Below are 17,698 nucleotides of genomic sequence, written 5' to 3'. Positions count from 1 at the left end.
TCACCTACAATGTAGGTTAAATAGCCTTATTTTATTCCATACTTCCGTGAACAGTATTGATATTTTCTTGCATCATATTAAAATATGAATCTCCTTTAGAACCTTTCTTACCTATAGAATCGGTATAAACCTCTCCATAAATATCTAAGTTTGTTTCTTCACTTAGACTTTGCATACTTTTCTTATCCACACTCGTTTCTACAAGTAAATGTTTAAGGTTATTGTCTTGTACAAATTTTACAGCTTGTTTCATTTGTTCAGGTGTACCTTGTTTCTCAGTATTGATTTCCCAAATGTAACCAGGTTTAATATCAAACTGTTTTGAGAAATATTTAAAAGCACCTTCACTTGTTATCATCGCACGTTGTTCTTTCGGTATATCATTAAATTTATCGTGACTTTCTTTTTTCAAATCTTCTAATTTAGCTATGTAATCTTTGGTATTGCTTTGGATATCATCTTTATATTTGTCATTCTTCTTAATCAAGGCTTTGCTTATTTCTTCTACATACTTAATACCATTATCTAAACTTAACCAAGCATGAGGATCTTGTTTTGATTCATCGCCTTCTTTAGCCCCGTTTAAGTATAAAGGTTTAACATTTTTTGAAACTTTAACAACAGAGCCATCTTCATATGACTTATTAGCTTGTGATAATGCGTTTTCAAACCAACCGTTACCTGTTTCTAAGTTTAGACCGTTATAGAATACAACGTCAGCATCAGTTAATGCCTTAATATCTTTTGGTTTTACTTCATATTCATGTGGATCTTGACCGATTGGAACGATGCTATGAATTTCTACGTTATCGCCACCAACGTTTTTGACCATGTCATAAAGGATTGAGTTTGTTGTTACTACCTTTATTTTTTCATTGGATTGCGAAGTAGAATCGTTGTTTCCTTTGCCACATGCACTTAAAAATAATATAAGAATCATTGTAATTGTTAATAATTTTTTCATTAAATTGCTCCTTTTTTTGAGAAAAATTGCATTTTATTACAAGTGAAAATAATGATATAAATGATAAACGCACATAAGACGATAGTTGCACCACTTGGAATATTATAAATGTAACTAAAGTACATTCCGACGATTGAACTTATAACACTAATAAGACTGGAAATGATCATCATCGTATGTAGTTTTTTAGCGATTAAAAATGCAGCTGAAGCAGGCGTAATCAATAATGCAACAACTAATATAATACCTACTGTTTGTATGCTTGCTACTGTAACGAGTGAGAGCAATAACATAACAAAATAGTGTAAGAATGTAGTGTTTAAACCACTCATTCTACTGAAAATTGGATCGAATGTAGAAATCATTAATGGTCTATAGAAAGTTATGATTAAAACCATAACAATCAAACCAACTATGACAGTGGACCAAAAAGTAGCGTGTGTAACTGCTAATAGATTTCCAAAAAGAATATGATATAGGTCGGTGGTACTATTAATTAAACTAATTAAAATGACCCCGGTAGCTAAAAATGCTGTAAAACTAATACCTATAGCTGCATCAGGCTTGGTCTTGCTACTTTTAGTAATGAATCCGATAAAGATGCTTGCAATCATACCTGTCACTAACGCTCCAATAAACATAGGAACGCCGAATAAAAACGATAACGCAACACCAGGTAAAACTGCATGACTCATTGCATCTCCCATAAGGGAAAGACCTCTTAGTACAATGAGGCAACCTACTGTACCACAAACGATTCCTACAATAATTGAAATAATCAATGCATTGCTTAAAAATTTGTATTCAAATAGGTGTTGAAAAAATTCCATATCGTGTTACTTCCTTTCTATTTATGCCGATTCTGACTTTTCTTGATCTTCTTGTGTGGGATTTAAGAAAGTTTCGTTTAAATGCTCTGGTTGCATAGCAACATGACTTTCTCCAAAGAAACGAATTGTTTTGTTTAAAAGAATAACACGATTAAAATACTTTTCTGCTTTAGATAAATCATGATGAACAATTAAAAGTAATTTCCCGGCTTTTTTAAGCTCGTTTAATTGAGACATTATGATTTGTTCACTGTGGAAATCGATACCTACAAAGGGTTCGTCTAAAAGATAGAGCGTACTTTCTGTCATGAGTGCTCTCGCTACTAAAACCCTTTGTAATTGACCACCACTGAGCGCAGAAATTTGTCGATTTCTTAAATCTTGCAATTCTAATGTTGTTAGCAGCTGATTAAGTCTAGCTCGCGTTTTAGGGGTAACAAACCTAAACCAACCAATATCTTTGTAAGCACCCGAAAGTACAACATCTTCTACCTTAATTGGGAAGTCTAAGTCAATATGCGCTTTTTGTGGGATATATGTAACATTTTTAAGTGTTTGTTGTATAGCAATGTTATGTAAGTTAGCAATGCCTGTTGACTTGAATTCACCAATAATTGATTTGAGTAAGGAAGATTTACCAGCTCCATTGGGTCCCATAATACCTATAATTTCACCTTTTATGGGAATTTCTAAATTGATATTATCTAAGACATGTTTATTCCCCAAAGTGAGATTTAAGTTATTAATTTCTAACATTTTTCTACCTCCTTAAATTAAATTTTAGGCTAACCTAATTTAATTTATAATATAACATTAACTTTTAGCGTGTCAAGTAGATTCGTGATACAATAAAGTGAATGACTTGAGAGGTGAAACCATGCTAACTGAAGAAAAAGAAGATTATTTAAAGGCAATTTTAACCCATAATGGCGATCATTCTTTCGTTTCAAACAAGACATTATCCCAGTATTTAAATATCAAACCACCATCTGTAAGTGAAATGGTGAATCGTTTAGAGAAATCAGGATTTGTAGAAACGAAGCCATATAAAGGTGTGCAGCTATCAGAAGAAGGATTGACATATACCTTAGATATCATAAAAAGACATCGATTATTAGAGTTATTTTTAATTAAGATATTAGAATATAATTGGGAAGAGGTACATCAGGAAGCTGAGGTACTAGAACATAAAGTTTCACACTTATTTGTTGAACGGTTAGATAAATTATTAGATTATCCAGTAACCTGTCCACACGGTGGTGTTATCCCTAGAGACAGTAAATACAAAGAGATATATACTACAGATTTATTGTCGTTTGAAGCGGGTGATCTAGTGACGATAAAACGTGTGCGAGATAGAACGGAATTATTAGTTTATTTAACGAGTAAATCCATATTGATTGGTGAACAAATAAAAATATTAGATAAAGATGATACGAATAAAGTGATGATGGTGCAGAAAGAAGAAAAAGTGACTGTACTGAGTTATGACAATGCTAAACATATTTATGCGGAAAAATAATAAATTGAATACTAGCATTTTTTAAGTTGATATTTAGACTGATCTAGTAAAATTATTTGTTTAAAGTATGTGAAAAAGCGTGGCATTGCAATCATATTTAAAAGTTAACAATTTAGTTGAAACGAAAAAGCGAAATCTAAATAAAAATTAGATTTCGCTTTTTTTGAAGCGGTCTAAGGGATAAAATACACTCGGAATAATTGATAAACTGTAAATAAATTGATGGCTATCCAAATAAAGCTATAGATAAAAGTTGGAATATGAGTCAATGTTTTTAAAGTACTACCATCCCAAGTGATTTCATCTGTCGAGATAGTTAATTTGAATATTGTCCAAGAAGATTGAAGTACTTCTCCTAGTAAAACACCTAATATAAAATGTTGTGTGATAGTTACAACATAAAGTATCGTCAATTGGTTTTCACTTTTAAATAAGCAATATAATAAAAAAACCAAAAGTATTACGATGAACATTGGTAACAACTTTCTAGAAGTTAAGCATACAAAATATATAAATATTAATAGGTAGGCAGTGATAAATAAACTTGGATATTGATATTGCGTTGATAGAAAACCTATATATAACATAAGTGGGGGCATAACGTAGCCACCAAATGTGGTGATGGACTGCCCGAGGCCATTTTTTGATTGTGTTATGGCGAAGCCTTGTTGAGATGTTGCTAGACGTTCTGATGGTCTTGCGACAATCACTAAGTCTCTTGCTTTGCCTCCGCTTAATTTATTAAATAATATATGGCCGAACTCATGTGTTAATACAGGAATATAATTGAAATAGATATCTAAAAGTTGGTTTATGGATTTATTTCGATAAGTATGTATAATGATATAGATTATGGCAACCAAAATAATCCAGTAAAGATGTAATTGAATAGACGAGCTGAAAAATGCATGTAGTTTAGACATGAAATACCTCATTTGTATAATACGATTATTTGATGTTTTACGAGATACGGTATTGGTAAAACAGCATCTCACATATAACAGTATAAAGTAAGAACACCCATAAAGCATTTGGACTTTTGTCGTATATTATCGCTTAACACTGTTTGACCTAGGTTTTATGGATATTGTAATATATGCGAGAGTGACTGTATTCATATTACAAGAAAAATATTATAGCGTATCGAGAAAAAGAGTTGAGTTAGGAGATAACCAATCATGACAAGAGCTAATCAATTAGAAAAGGTAAACGTATTATCTGTTTTATTTGATAATGTAACACTGACAGAAATGCGTGACCGCGTAAAACTTTTTTTTGAATCAGAAACTGACAAAAATTTATTTATTGTAACTGCTAATCCTGAAATTGTTGATTTTGCTACCGAAAATGCAATTTATCGTAAGTTGATCAACAGTGCAAACTATGTAATTCCAGATGGTACAGGTGTAGTTATGGCTTCAAAATTGCTTAAAAAACCATTGAAAGAGCGTGTACCAGGTATAGAATTAATGGAAGCATGTTTAAAGATTGCTAATGCTAATTATCAAAAAGTTTTTTTATTAGGTGCAAAAGACGAGGTTGTAGTGAAAGCTGTAAGTCAATTAAGTGAAAAATACCCCAATATTAATTTTGATTATCATCATGGCTATTTTAACTTAGAAGATGAAACAGTATTGAAACACGTTAGTTCATTTAATCCAGATTATGTTTTCGTTGGTATGGGTTATCCAAAGCAGGAACAATGGATTGAACGTCATGATAATCATTTTAAACAGACGTTACTGATGGGTGTCGGTGGATCTATTGAAGTTTTTAGTGGAACGAAAAAAAGAGCACCAAAAATATTTCGCAAATTAAATATAGAATGGGTTTATCGTTTTATCATTGATTGGAAGCGGTTTGGCAGAATGAAAGCAATACCGAAATTTGTATTTAAAGTGATTAAGCAAAAAACCAAGCAATAATAAAAAACGGTTATAGCGTCGTTTGAGCTATAGCCGGTTTTTTTACTAAAATGAGCTTGATATGTTTTACAATTACTAGTTTAACGAGATGATTATCAGTCCATTAAAATTGCTATGCAATTGGACAGTCGTTATCTATTACATTTAATACGTAATAACATTATTTAACTTCAAATCTTGAATTATCTAATTTATTTCTAAATGCTTTTTGTTCCTCTTTGGAATATTTTTTAAAACCATTCAGAAATTTTTCATATTCAGGTAGGACTTCGTCTAATTCTCCAAATTCTTTTAATTTCCCAGCTTCTATCCATGCGATTTTAGTGCAAAATTCACGCACTTGTTTCATATTATGACTAACGAAGAAGATGGTTTTACCTTGCTTTTTATACTCATAAATTTTATCTAAACATTTTTGAGCAAAAGTTTGGTCTCCAACAGATAATGCTTCATCTATGACAAGAATGTCTGGATTTGTCGTGATATTAATTGAGAAACCTAACTTGGCACGCATACCACTAGAATATTTTTTAACAGGTTGATAAATGAATTCTCCTAATTCACTGAATTCAATAATATCAGGTGTTAATTCTTTAATTTGTTTTCTTGTGAATCCCATGCATAACATTTTGAATTCTATGTTTTCAATACCTGTTAACTGTCCATTTAAACCAGCATTAATTGCAATTACGCTAACTTCACCGTGGCGATCAACATCTCCAGCAGTAGGAGATAGGGATCCACCAATAATATTACTAAGCGTAGATTTGCCTGACCCATTGATGCCTACGAGACCTATAACATCACCTTCGTATGCAGTTAGTGATAAATCATTCAGCGCATAAAAGGTTTTATTTTTATTAAAAGGGACTAAAGCATCCTTTAAACGCTCTTTATTATTGCGATAGATACGGTATTCTTTAGTTACATGTTCAATGTTAACCGATACATTCATAATTTTACCTTCCTTATTTGCAGATAGTATATAGTATATTATATTATATATTAGTTGTTAAATTTATTAACCTATTGTAAAGTAAGTGAGTACAAATTTTAAGATAACGTTCTTATACAATTGTTAAAGTTTACTGAATTTAAGTTAAAAAATCAACTAAAATGAAGTCATTTTAGCATAGTTGTTTTTCTATTATACAACAATCATATGTGTAAGCACATCCGCTTTCACCACATAAAATATTTAATTTACTTAATTAAATATAGGTTGTTAAGATTAATAACAAAGCGTATATTAGATTTGAATGAAGTCTTTTTTATAGCATAATTATGATTAGCAAATTGATTGAAAGTGTGGTTTATTTAAATGAGTGCAGTGTGGGTAGTCTTAAAAGAGCATTTTAAAAATTTCTATCTAATTCAAAGGTTAGCACAGTTCCAAGTTAAAATTACTAACACCAATAATTACCTCGGTATGGCCTGGGAATTAATTAATCCAGCAATGCAAATTATGGTTTATTGGTTTGTATTCGGTCTTGGAATTAGAACTAATAATCCAATCGAAGGTGTGCCATTTATTTATTGGTTACTCGTTGGTATTAGTATGTGGTTCTTTGTGAACCAAGGTATTTTAGAAGGTACGAAATCCATCGCAAGTAAATATAATCATGTCGCTAAGATGAATTTCCCATTATCAATTATACCATCATATATAGTGATGAGTAGGTTCTATGGGCATATCGCACTATTAGTTGCTGTTATTTTATTATGTATGCTAGGCGGATATTATCCATCAATCTATACATTACAATTATTTTTATATGTGCCGTTTGCACTAATTTTCACTACAACAGTAGCGCTGTTTACCTCTACGTTAGGTGTACTAGTAAAAGATACACAACCAGCAATACAAGCATTAATGAGAATGGTATTCTTTGCTTCATCTATTTTAATCGTACCGCCAGAAGGTATCGTTAAAGATGTTATGCAACTAAATCCAATATATTATCTTGCTGAGGCGTATCGTGCATCTGTTCTATACAATGAATGGTATTTTATTACACATTGGGAATTAACATTCTATAATTTCTTTATCATCGTATTTTTATTTGTTATAGGATCAATTTTGCATATGCGTTATAGAGATCATTTTGCAGACTTTATGTAATGGAATTTAGACAAAAACGTGTTATATTAAATCCTTTGATGGCTTAAATGTCGTTAAAGGATTTTTCTATAATTTTAAATATAAAATAGCTATAATAAAAGAGAATAAATAATAACCGGCGGTGGAAATTTGAGACAGTTAATAAAAAAGCTTTATATGACAATCATTAGCTTTTTAAATTTGATATATGTAAAGAAAAAAATAGATCCACAGCATATTGTGGTCATGATGACATTTGTTGAAGATGTAATTCCAATTATTGAAGCATTAAATCGAAAATCTTATAAAGTGACAGTGATTGCTAAGGAAATAAATAGAAAACATGTTGAACGATTAGACAATGTGACATTTATACCTGCAGGCAATAAACAAGTCTTCAAACATATAAAGGCGATGAGTACAGCAAAAATCATAGTGATAGATACATATTATTTATTATTTGGTGGTTTCAAAAAGAAATCACAACAGACAATGATTCAAACCTGGCACGCTGTTGGCGCTTTGAAAAATTTTGGACTTACTGACCACCAAGTAGATTTAAATAATAAAAAAATGGTGAAGCAATATAAAAAAGTTTATCAGGCTACTGATAAATATTTAGTGGGGGGCGAGCCAATGGTGGATTGCTTTAAAGTCTCATTTGGCGCACGCGATAATCAGTTTTTAAGAACTGGATTGCCACGGCTTGTTCCATATACGAATTTAGACATCAAACAAAAGCAACAAGCATTAAAATCACAATATGGTATCAAGGATAAATTAGCACTTTATGTACCAACGTACCGCGAACATCATCAAGCCAATCAAGTTATTGATAAAGTGCGTTTTGAAACAGCGTTGCCTTCATATACATTGATTAGTAAATTGCATCCGTCTTTACCTCAAGATAAGCAAAATCATATAAATCTACAATCACTAATGATTATGGCGGACGTTATTATCACAGATTACAGTTCATTAGCAATAGAGGCAAGTTTATTAAATAAGCCAACGCTATTTTATGTCTACGATGAAGCAAATTATGAAAAAGTACGGGGGCTAAATTCATATTATTATGAAATTCCAGAACTTTATAAAGCATATAGTGAAGAAGGCATCGTTCATATACTTCAAGCACATGCAAGTGAATTAAAGCCGTTATTTAAAAATTGGCATGACTATAATGATCAAAATAGTTTGAATCAGGTTATAAATCATATAGAGAAAATGGTGAAAACATGAAAATATCAATTATCATACCCGTTTATAATGCAGCAAATACAATTCAAAGAGCGATAAGTTCTGTAGATACAAAGCAAGATTATGAAATTATTTGTATCAATGATGGTTCAACAGATGAGAGTAAACAAGTTTTAGAAAGATTACAAAAAGCATACAAAAACATTCGGATTATTAATCAGGAAAATCAAGGTGCAGCGATGAGTAGAAATAATGCATTGGCCTACGTCACAGGTGATGCTTTTATGTTTTTAGATGCAGATGATGTGTTTTTGCCTAATAGTATAGATGCTATGGCCGATTACTTTCAACAGGATGAACATGTAGATATTGTATTAGGACAAATTGGTAGGTTAAATAATGGCACATGGCAAAGTTTTTATACGCATCAGCCAATACAAAAATTTGATAAAGTAAATTTAGCACAATGTCCTGAAATGATGCAGTCTATCGGACCTGGAGGTAAGTTATTCAGTGCCACATTCAAAGACTTACGATTTGATGAAGATGTAGTGTTTTGCGAAGAACATACATTTATGATAAAAGCGTATAAGAAAGCGCGGGATGTACAATTATTACCATTTATTGTGTATGGTTATCATGAAGAAAAAGGGTCAGTCACAGCTCAAAGGGCAGATCGATTTGTAAATTACATGAGTGATGCGATTAAAGTAAGACATAGAGTGATGGATACATTGTTGTTAAGAGAAGAAAGGATTTATTATAGTTATCGTATGGATGAGCTCATTGTCAGTTATTTGCTTCAAGCATATCTCACAAATAATAAAAAACTTACAGACTCATTTTTAGATGTTGTAACGACTTATATGCATAATATGCAGGAAGCAGATTATGCAGGAGAGGCAATGTTTAGAATAATTAAGGTTGTTGAACAATGTGGTAAGAACTGGAATAAATCATTATATAAAAAATGGCAAGAAGCATTACTTAATGTTGGCATTGGTAGACCGAACTATTACCGTTTTCAAATTGAAGTGTTACCGAAACGTGTAAAATTCAGGGGCAAGTTGAAATTAAAACAAATACTAAAAAAATGAATTTTGGGTATAGTTCGTAAACTTTAAATCAGTGTGCTATACTTTTAAAAAATGTAAATTTTAATTAAATTTTGTTAAGGAGTATGAGCGTATGAAACGTGTTATTACTTATGGAACGTATGATTTATTACATTATGGTCACATTGAATTATTAAGAAGAGCTAGAGAAATGGGCGATTATTTAGTAGTTGCATTATCTACAGATGAATTTAATCGCATTAAAAATAAAAAGTCTTATTACAATTATGAACAACGAAAAATGATGTTAGAGTCTATTCGTTATGTTGATCTTGTAATCCCTGAAAGTGGATGGGGACAAAAAGAGATCGACGTTGATCGTTATGAAATCGATACTTTTGTAATGGGGCATGACTGGGAAGGTGAATTTGACTTCTTGAAAGATAAATGTGAAGTGATTTACCTTAACCGTACAGAAGGCATTTCCACTACTAAAATCAAAAAAGAACTTTATGGTGATGCAGAAAAATAAATTGACAATGATTTGTCGATAATGAATTGTAATTTTAATAAATCATATGTTTAGTAAATATATTAAGCGAGGCTGGGACTTTATAATGTCCCAGCCTCAATTTGTTTAGTCATCGAATTATCAACAGAGTAAAAGCCCCGAGAAGATTGCTAAGTTAAAGCATCTTTTCGGGACTGAATTTTGGTACTGATATTCGGGTACTTTATTTATGATTTTTTCTATTTTTGAAAGTTTCGATAATAAGATAAATAATAATTGCGATTGCAGCTATGATTAAAATCGTTCCTAATAAAGTGAGAATTGGATGTTCATCCCACGTCGTTTTCACAACTGTAGTAGTTTGATGTAGGATTGGTTTACTTACATTAACTGTTGGAGGACCGTATTTTTCAGAAATGAATTTACGGTCATACTCAATATGTAATTTACCATCCTCGATTACATATTTATAATCATTTTTATCAAAATCTTTTGGAAGCACATCGTATAAGTCTTTTTCTACATAATATGTTTTCCCATTAATTTCGTGATTGCCTTTAGAAATAATTTTTTGGTATTTAAATTGATCAAAAGACATGTTCATTAAGGCATTTCCCATCATATTACGTTGTTTTTCGCCGCCTAAGTTGTCATAGTTACCGGCACCCATAATTGTCTGATTAATTCTAAAGTTACCTCTTTTTGTAGTGATAGTATGATTGTAATCTGCAATATCACTAGAACCAGTTTTCAAACCATCAGTACCTTCTAAGCTCATATCCGCACCTTCTAAAGAATGATTGAATGTATAATATGTAACACCGTGTTGGGTTGGAGCTAATTGTTTAGTGAAATAAATAATTTTCGGTGTATCTTGAATGGTACGTTGAGCTAAAATTGTAAAATCTTTAGCTGTTGATGTATTATTTTCTTCATTTTTATATTTTTTAGGTGCGAAGTCTTTTAATTGTTTGTTTTCCGCGCCTGTTGGATTAACAAAATGTGTATCTTTCATACCTATTGATTTTGCTTTTTTGTTCATTGCATCTGTAAAATCTGACAGGTTTCCGGATACTTCTTGTCCAAGTATAAGTGCTGCGGCATTGCTTGAATTTGAAACTGTGATTTGGAGTAACTCTTTAATCGTGTATGTTTCTCCAGGATAAAGCTTGGTATTACTTAATTCAGGTAAAGTAGACATTCTGTAGTGTTTGTCTGTGATTTTAACTTTATCATCTAAAGATAAATCCCCGTTATTAACTGCTTCGAGTGTTAAATACATGGTCATTAATTTACTCATCGAAGCAGGATACCACTCTTTATCAGCATTATATTGATAAAGAATTTGACCAGTTTGAGCGATATTTACTGCACCTTCAGGTTGATAATTATCAGTAACGTTATAACCATATTGATTTGCCGCCTGTGTAGGTGTTACTGTTTCAGCTTTGGCAAAAGGTGTTATAATTGAACCGACGAAGAGTACAGTTACAATTGCCAGAATTAACTTTCTCATAATTACATTCCCTCTTAACATGTTCTGTTTTATTGCAATAGAAGTATTTTAGCATATTGTATGTAGTTTATAAAATGTTACACAGAAGAATATTTTTAATAACTAATTAATTAAAAATTATTGTGTAAAACATGATAAAATAAGTTGAAATTAATTTAACTTATTACTTCGAAATTCATCTGCTCATAATTAATATAAGTAAGAGGTAATTTAAAATATTTTTAGAAGAGGTAAATTAGACATGAATCAAGAGAATCCATTATTCTACTTATTTAAAAAATTATCATGGCCTGTTGGTCTGATTATCATAGCTGTTTTAATTTCTTCATTAGGTAGTATTACAGGACTAGTAGTTCCGTTTTTTACAGGTAAACTTGTAGATAAATTTTCTTTTGAAAATATTAATTGGATGTTTATCACTGCATTTATTTCAATATTTATTATCAATGCTTTACTTAGTGGTATAGGACTGTATTTATTGAGTAAAATCGGTGAGAAAATCATATACGCAATTCGATCTGTTTTATGGAAACACATAATTCACTTAAAAATGCCTTTTTTTGATAAAAATGAAAGTGGACAATTAATGAGTCGTTTAACAGACGATACAAAAGTAATCAATGAATTTATTTCACAAAAATTGCCAAACTTATTACCTTCTGTGTTGACTATTATTGGTTCTTTAATAATGTTATTTGTGATGGATTGGCAAATGACTTTGCTAACTTTTATCACGATACCTATATTTGTATTAATTATGATTCCATTAGGTAAAATTATGCAAAATATTTCTAAAAAAACTCAGACCGAGATTGCGAATTTCAGTGGTTTACTAGGCCGTGTATTAACAGAAATGCGCCTAGTAAAAGTTTCACGTACAGAAAAAACAGAGTTAAACAATGCGCATAAAAATTTACAAGAAATATACTTTTTAGGACTAAAGCAAGCTAAGATTACAGCTATCATACAACCTATATCAGGTGTGATTATGTTATTAACAATTGCAGTTATCTTAGGATTTGGTGCAATTCGAATTTCTACTGGGGCAATTACAGCTGGAACCTTAATTGCAATGATTTTTTATGTTATACAACTTACACAACCTATCATCAATTTATCAACTTTGGTTACAGATTATAAAAAGGCTGTGGGGGCAAGTAGTCGTATATATGAAATAATGGAAGAACCTACTGAAGTATTTGAATTAGAACAAGCTAAACCAATCATCGATGGTAACTTATCATTTGAAAATGTACATTTTAAATACGGTAATAAACCAATTCTTACAAATGTGAATTTTGATATACCTTCTGGTAGCATTACTGCTTTTGTGGGGCCTTCAGGTTCAGGTAAGAGTACAATTTTTAATATTATAGAGAGAATGTATGACATAGAACAAGGTGATATCACTTATGGTAGCCAATCGATTTATAATATAGATCTAGGTGATTGGCGTGAAAAAATTGGTTATGTTATGCAATCTAATTCAATGATGAATGGTACAATCAGAGACAACATTTTATATGGAATTAATCGTGAAGTTTCAAATGAGGAATTAATTTACTATGCAAAATTAGCAAATTGTCATGAATTTATTATAGCGTTTGAAGATGGTTATGACACAATCGTTGGTGAGCGAGGCTTAAAATTGTCAGGGGGCCAACGTCAACGAATAGATATTGCGAGAAGTTTTGTTAAAAACCCAGACATCTTATTATTGGATGAGGCAACTGCTAATTTAGATAGCGAAAGTGAACGAAAGATTCAAGATGCTTTAGAAGAATTGATGGAAAACAGAACAACTATCGTGATTGCCCATAGACTATCTACAATTAAAAAAGCAGAACAAATTATTTTTATTGATAATGGTAGTGTTACAGGTGTAGGTACTCATCAGGATTTGATTGCTAGCCATGAAAAATATCAACAATTTGTTCATACACAAAATTTAACAAAGTAATATTAAAAACACGTATAATTTGTTGTTAGATAAATATGTTTTTTGACTATAAACGAACCATAAAATTTTTACTTTATATAATGTACATACATGGTATAATTATTGTGAATTCATAAGTAACAATCATTTGGGGAATGATAGATTTTTATCAAGAATGAAATTAAATAAATGGGTAACAAAATTCAAGATGAGTATATTTACCACTGTGTAATTAATCTTTACAACTTTTTTAATGAGCGAGAGAAAATGTACTCATCTTAATAATTCTTATACATAATCGAGTGTTGCTTTTAAATATTCAATTAATTATTTATTTAATAGGAAATGGTGGGTGTATGATGTTTTTACTAATTAATATTATTGGGTTAATTGTGTTTTTAGGTATTGCTGTCCTTTTTTCTAGAAAGAAATCAGCTATCCAATGGAAATCAATTGGTATTTTAGTCGTGATTAACTTGTTCTTAGCGTGGTTCTTTATGTATTTCCCTTGGGGGAAAGCAGGCGTTCAATTATTAGCAAATGGTATTTCATGGGTCATTGATTCAGCACATGTAGGTACAGGGTTTGCATTTGCCAGTTGGACAAATACTGAAATGATGGATATGGCTGTGAGTGCACTATTTCCAATACTATTAGTAGTGCCATTATTTGATATCTTGATGTATTTTAATGTATTACCCAAAGTTATAGGTGGTATTGGTTGGGTTTTAGCTAAAATTACACGTCAGCCAAAATTCGAGTCTTTCTTTGGTATTGAAATGATGTTTTTAGGAAATACAGAAGCATTAGCAGTTTCAAATGAACAATTGAAACGCATGAAAGAAACACGTGTCTTAACGGTAGCGATGATGTCGATGAGTTCGATTTCTGGTGCAATTGTTGGCGCATATGTATCAATGATACCTGGTGATTTAGTGTTAACAGCTATTCCATTAAATATCATTAATGCAATTATTGTTTCTTCTATTTTAAATCCTGTTACTGTAGAAGAAAAAGAAGATATTATTTATAGTATTCGCAATGAAGAAATTGAGAAACAACCATTTTTCTCATTTTTAGGTGATTCAGTATTAAATGCGGGTAAATTGATTTTAATCATCATTGCTTTTGTAATTAGTTTTGTTGCACTTTCTGATTTAATTGATCGTTTTATTAATTTAATCACAGGTATCGTCGGCAGTTGGGCTGGTATTAAAGGAAGCTTTGGTCTAGATCAAATACTTGGTACATTTATGTATCCATTTGCTTTATTGTTAGGTTTACCGTTTGACGAGGCGTGGATAGTTGCGCAACAAATGGCTAAGAAAATTGTAACGAACGAATTTGTGGTGATGGGCCAAATTAAAGATGTCATTGATTCATACTCACCACACAGACGTGCAGTTATTGCAACATTTTTAGTATCATTTGCTAACTTCTCAACAATAGGAATGATTATTGGAACATTAAAAGGAATTGTAGATAAGAAAACATCTGATTTTGTTTCGCAATATGTGCCAATGATGTTACTTGCGGGTATTTTAGTATCGCTAATGACTGCTGGATTTGTTGGTTTGTTTGCTTGGTAAAGCATTTTTTAATGAGTGGATCATTATAAAATGATAGATGCTGAAACAGCCTCAGGGTATGTCAATCGAGTGAAAAGTTGTAATAAGGTATTTATTCATATTAATAAACATGTAAAAGGAGCGTGTGAGATCAATTAATGATTGATATCAATAGCGCTCCTTTTTTGCACTAGTAGTTGTGAGTTAGGTAACATGATGTTTTGAAAATAAAAATAAAGCCAAGTAATTGAAGTGAGGAGACACATTCAATATTACTTGGCTTTTACGGGAAATGAATTAATTGTATATTAATAGTAAGGACTAGGTACTAAAAATATACTCGAGCAAAAATTGTTTTGTATGTTACTATAAACAACACAAAGGAGATGGCTTCTTATTGGCAATCAATAAGAAGATAGATTTTATTATAGCAAAGGAAAGTGTATAAGTAAACCGAAAATTCAGAATTTTTGAACTTTTAAAATAATATTAAAAACAAACCTTATAAAATCAAGCTTTTGTAAGTATGTGGTTCAGAATTTTTTTCGAATGATGTTGTGGTAAGTTCTATAGTTTGCTAATATTCAATTGATTGAAGTTAATTTGAGGGGGTCATGTGGGTGAATAAAACAGTACGAGATTTGTTATTTGTTGTAATTGGGTCATTTATATTTTCAGCAGGCGTTAATACTTTTATCATATCTGCTGATTTAGGCGAAGGAGGCGTGACCGGTATAGCTATCGTACTCTATTATGCCTTTCACATTTCTCCTGGTGTAACAAACTTTGTATTCAATGCAGTACTTATTGCTATCGGTTACAAGTTTTTAAGTAAGAGAAGTATGTATTTAACGATAGTGGCGACAATATTGATCTCACTATTTTTGGAATTAACAGTGAGTTGGAAAATTGAGACAGGTAACATATTAGTTAATGCAGTTTTTGGTGGTATGTCTGTAGGTCTAGGTATTGGTGTTATCGTTCTTGCAGGAGGGACAACTGCTGGAACAACGATATTAGCTAGAATAGCTAATAAATATTTAGATGTTAGTACACCATATGCGCTGTTGTTCTTTGATTTAATTGTTGTTGCAATATCATTAACAGTAATTCCTGTTCCGAGTGCGTTAGTCACAGTGATTTCACTTTATATCGGTACAAAAGTAATGGATTATGTTATAGAAGGTTTAAATACGAAAAAAGCAATGACGATTATTTCTAGTAAACCAGATGAAATAGCGAAAGTGATTGATGAACAGGTTGGACGTGGTTTAACAATATTAAATGGTAGAGGTTATTTCTCTAAACAAGAAAAAGACATATTGTATGTTGTTATTACTAAAACACAAGTTAGTAAAGCGAAACGTTTAATCAAACGCATCGATAATGAGGCATTTTTAGTTATACATGATGTTCGTGATGTTTACGGTAATGGTTTCTTAATTGATGAACATTAATAATGAAAAAAATCCAAATTAAAACCTTGATGCATCAAGGTTTTAATTTAGGTACAGTTACAATAATTCGACAAATAAGAAATTAATCATACGGTTTAAAATGCAATATGGCAAACCTAAACATATTTATAGAGCATACATATTGCATATTATCATAGAACATTTATTAGTCATCATATCTAAAAAATGATATAATATCATCTGTGATAATGATTATCATTTAAATAACAAATTAGATTAAAGTGATATAGATATAGATTGTTTTTTGGTACATTTTGTATTAGGAAGAAGGTAAATTATGACTCGATTAGAAGGAGAACAAGTTACGATAGGTTACGGGGATAATGTTATCGTAGATAATTTGGATGTTCATATTCCGACTGGTAAAATTACATCCATTATAGGACCAAATGGTTGTGGAAAGTCTACATTACTAAAAGCATTGTCACGTCTTTTACCAATTAAAGATGGTGAAATCAAATTAGATGGTGAAAACCTGCATACACAATCAACAAAAGAAGTCGCAAAAAAAATTGCTATTTTACCACAATCGCCAGAGGTCGCTGATGGACTTACGGTTGGAGAGCTTGTTTCTTATGGTCGCTTTCCACATCAAAAAGGATTTGGAAGACTTTCTGCTGAAGATAAAAAAGAGATTGACTGGGCAATGAATGTAACAGGGACTTATGAATTCCGACTACGTTCTATCAATGATTTAAGTGGTGGTCAACGTCAAAGAGTATGGATTGCTATGGCATTAGCACAACGAACAGATATTATTTTCTTAGACGAGCCTACAACATATTTAGATATTTCACACCAATTAGAAATCTTAGAATTAATTACTCAATTAAACCAGGAACAAGGTTGCACTATTATTATGGTGTTACATGATATTAATCAAGCAGTCCGTTTCTCAGATCATCTAATTACGATGAAACATGGAGACATTGTTGCTTCTGGTGATACGGAAGATGTTTTAACTAAAGAAAACTTAGAAAAAGTATTCAATATAGATGTAGAAATTAGTACAGATCCTAGAACAGGGAAACCAATGCTAGTTACCTATGATTTATGTAGAAAAAGCTATTCAGAAATTTAGGTGTAAAC

The 17,698-nt window shown here is 31.2% G+C and carries 16 protein-coding genes; 10 read left to right on the top strand and 6 right to left on the bottom strand.

Translation table 11 applies throughout. The annotated features are described in order from the left end of the window. Window positions 1–31 precede the first annotated feature (31 nt). From mntC to KA824_RS09515, 3 genes are read right to left on the bottom strand one after another with little or no spacing between them, the layout of a single operon-like run. Window positions 32–964: a manganese ABC transporter substrate-binding lipoprotein MntC gene (gene mntC, locus KA824_RS09525; protein ID WP_107385982.1), complete on the bottom strand. Its 933-nt coding sequence runs from the start codon at window positions 962–964 to the stop codon at window positions 32–34. Continuing rightward, window positions 964–1,794 carry a metal ABC transporter permease gene (locus tag KA824_RS09520; protein ID WP_107385981.1) on the bottom strand — a complete coding sequence of 277 codons (831 nt, stop codon included), beginning with the start codon at window positions 1,792–1,794 and terminating at the stop codon, window positions 964–966. Before KA824_RS09520 ends, mntC begins: the two co-directional genes overlap by 1 nt. A 21-nt stretch (window positions 1,795–1,815) precedes the next feature. Then, complete coding sequence (locus KA824_RS09515) at window positions 1,816–2,550, bottom strand: metal ABC transporter ATP-binding protein (protein WP_107384670.1); 735 nt, start codon at window positions 2,548–2,550, stop codon at window positions 1,816–1,818. 121 nt (window positions 2,551–2,671) lie between these two features. Here KA824_RS09515 and KA824_RS09510 point away from each other — a divergent pair, with 121 nt between their 5' ends. Next, window positions 2,672–3,316, top strand: a complete 645-nt coding sequence (locus KA824_RS09510; RefSeq protein WP_181187673.1) for a metal-dependent transcriptional regulator — start codon at window positions 2,672–2,674, stop codon at window positions 3,314–3,316. Between the two features lie 173 nt (window positions 3,317–3,489). Here KA824_RS09510 and KA824_RS09505 read toward each other — a convergent pair whose 3' ends face one another. Beyond that, on the bottom strand, window positions 3,490–4,239 hold the full coding sequence (locus tag KA824_RS09505) for a M50 family metallopeptidase (protein WP_181187674.1): 750 nt from the start codon (window positions 4,237–4,239) through the stop codon (window positions 3,490–3,492). 255 nt (window positions 4,240–4,494) lie between these two features. On the opposite strand from KA824_RS09505, the gene tarA reads away from it, so the two are divergent. After that, window positions 4,495–5,241 carry an N-acetylglucosaminyldiphosphoundecaprenol N-acetyl-beta-D-mannosaminyltransferase TarA gene (gene tarA, locus KA824_RS09500; RefSeq protein ID WP_107384673.1) on the top strand — a complete coding sequence of 249 codons (747 nt, stop codon included), beginning with the start codon at window positions 4,495–4,497 and terminating at the stop codon, window positions 5,239–5,241. 160 nt (window positions 5,242–5,401) lie between these two features. Here the strand turns inward: tarA and tagH are convergent, their stop codons facing one another. After that, window positions 5,402–6,196, bottom strand: a complete 795-nt coding sequence (gene tagH, locus KA824_RS09495; RefSeq protein ID WP_107384674.1) for a teichoic acids export ABC transporter ATP-binding subunit TagH — start codon at window positions 6,194–6,196, stop codon at window positions 5,402–5,404. A gap of 366 nt (window positions 6,197–6,562) precedes the next feature. Between tagH and KA824_RS09490 the strand changes: the two genes are divergently transcribed. The 4 genes from KA824_RS09490 to tagD all read left to right on the top strand — a co-directional run bounded on the left by KA824_RS09490 (window position 6,563) and on the right by tagD (window position 10,129). Continuing rightward, complete coding sequence (locus KA824_RS09490) at window positions 6,563–7,363, top strand: ABC transporter permease (RefSeq protein ID WP_107385249.1); 801 nt, start codon at window positions 6,563–6,565, stop codon at window positions 7,361–7,363. A gap of 129 nt (window positions 7,364–7,492) precedes the next feature. Continuing rightward, window positions 7,493–8,584 (top strand): teichoic acid glycerol-phosphate primase TarB, encoded by a 1,092-nt coding sequence (tarB, locus tag KA824_RS09485; RefSeq protein ID WP_181187675.1) that lies wholly within the window; start codon window positions 7,493–7,495, stop codon window positions 8,582–8,584. Further along, window positions 8,581–9,639: a glycosyltransferase family 2 protein gene (locus KA824_RS09480; RefSeq protein ID WP_107385251.1), complete on the top strand. Its 1,059-nt coding sequence runs from the start codon at window positions 8,581–8,583 to the stop codon at window positions 9,637–9,639. Before tarB ends, KA824_RS09480 begins: the two co-directional genes overlap by 4 nt. A 91-nt stretch (window positions 9,640–9,730) precedes the next feature. Then, on the top strand, window positions 9,731–10,129 hold the full coding sequence (tagD, locus tag KA824_RS09475) for a glycerol-3-phosphate cytidylyltransferase (RefSeq protein WP_019468395.1): 399 nt from the start codon (window positions 9,731–9,733) through the stop codon (window positions 10,127–10,129). Window positions 10,130–10,331: 202 nt separating this feature from the next. On the opposite strand, the gene pbp4 is transcribed toward tagD, so the two are convergent. Continuing rightward, window positions 10,332–11,624 carry a penicillin-binding protein PBP4 gene (gene pbp4 / locus KA824_RS09470; protein WP_107385252.1) on the bottom strand — a complete coding sequence of 431 codons (1,293 nt, stop codon included), beginning with the start codon at window positions 11,622–11,624 and terminating at the stop codon, window positions 10,332–10,334. A 241-nt stretch (window positions 11,625–11,865) separates the two neighbouring features. Here pbp4 and KA824_RS09465 point away from each other — a divergent pair, with 241 nt between their 5' ends. The 4 genes from KA824_RS09465 (at window position 11,866) to KA824_RS09450 (ending at window position 17,690) form a co-directional block, all read left to right on the top strand. Beyond that, on the top strand, window positions 11,866–13,584 hold the full coding sequence (locus KA824_RS09465; RefSeq protein WP_107385975.1) for an ABC transporter ATP-binding protein: 1,719 nt from the start codon (window positions 11,866–11,868) through the stop codon (window positions 13,582–13,584). A gap of 338 nt (window positions 13,585–13,922) precedes the next feature. Beyond that, window positions 13,923–15,152, top strand: a complete 1,230-nt coding sequence (locus KA824_RS09460) for a NupC/NupG family nucleoside CNT transporter (protein WP_107384948.1) — start codon at window positions 13,923–13,925, stop codon at window positions 15,150–15,152. 599 nt (window positions 15,153–15,751) lie between these two features. After that, on the top strand, window positions 15,752–16,588 hold the full coding sequence (locus KA824_RS09455; protein ID WP_107384949.1) for a YitT family protein: 837 nt from the start codon (window positions 15,752–15,754) through the stop codon (window positions 16,586–16,588). Window positions 16,589–16,886: 298 nt separating this feature from the next. Beyond that, complete coding sequence (locus KA824_RS09450; RefSeq protein ID WP_107384950.1) at window positions 16,887–17,690, top strand: ABC transporter ATP-binding protein; 804 nt, start codon at window positions 16,887–16,889, stop codon at window positions 17,688–17,690. The last annotated feature ends 8 nt before the right edge of the window (window positions 17,691–17,698 follow it).

The sequence above is a fragment of the Staphylococcus sp. GDY8P198P genome, from assembly GCF_017891615.1.
Taxonomy (GTDB): domain Bacteria; phylum Bacillota; class Bacilli; order Staphylococcales; family Staphylococcaceae; genus Staphylococcus; species Staphylococcus cohnii.
The sequence above is the reverse complement of the archived record's forward strand: the minus strand, read 5'-3'. Positions and strand labels throughout refer to the sequence as shown.

Bases quoted from the DNA above. Each gene is read 5' to 3' on its own strand.
- mntC (WP_107385982.1), bottom strand. From the start codon at position 964: ATGAAAAAATTATTAACAATTACAATGATTCTTATATTATTTTTAAGT.
- KA824_RS09520 (WP_107385981.1), bottom strand. From the start codon at position 1,794: ATGGAATTTTTTCAACACCTATTTGAATACAAATTTTTAAGCAATGCA.
- KA824_RS09515 (WP_107384670.1), bottom strand. From the start codon at position 2,550: ATGTTAGAAATTAATAACTTAAATCTCACTTTGGGGAATAAACATGTC.
- KA824_RS09510 (WP_181187673.1), top strand. From the start codon at position 2,672: ATGCTAACTGAAGAAAAAGAAGATTATTTAAAGGCAATTTTAACCCAT.
- KA824_RS09505 (WP_181187674.1), bottom strand. From the start codon at position 4,239: ATGTCTAAACTACATGCATTTTTCAGCTCGTCTATTCAATTACATCTT.
- tarA (WP_107384673.1), top strand. From the start codon at position 4,495: ATGACAAGAGCTAATCAATTAGAAAAGGTAAACGTATTATCTGTTTTA.
- tagH (WP_107384674.1), bottom strand. From the start codon at position 6,196: ATGAATGTATCGGTTAACATTGAACATGTAACTAAAGAATACCGTATC.
- KA824_RS09490 (WP_107385249.1), top strand. From the start codon at position 6,563: ATGAGTGCAGTGTGGGTAGTCTTAAAAGAGCATTTTAAAAATTTCTAT.
- KA824_RS09480 (WP_107385251.1), top strand. From the start codon at position 8,581: ATGAAAATATCAATTATCATACCCGTTTATAATGCAGCAAATACAATT.
- tagD (WP_019468395.1), top strand. From the start codon at position 9,731: ATGAAACGTGTTATTACTTATGGAACGTATGATTTATTACATTATGGT.
- pbp4 (WP_107385252.1), bottom strand. From the start codon at position 11,624: ATGAGAAAGTTAATTCTGGCAATTGTAACTGTACTCTTCGTCGGTTCA.
- KA824_RS09465 (WP_107385975.1), top strand. From the start codon at position 11,866: ATGAATCAAGAGAATCCATTATTCTACTTATTTAAAAAATTATCATGG.
- KA824_RS09460 (WP_107384948.1), top strand. From the start codon at position 13,923: ATGTTTTTACTAATTAATATTATTGGGTTAATTGTGTTTTTAGGTATT.
- KA824_RS09450 (WP_107384950.1), top strand. From the start codon at position 16,887: ATGACTCGATTAGAAGGAGAACAAGTTACGATAGGTTACGGGGATAAT.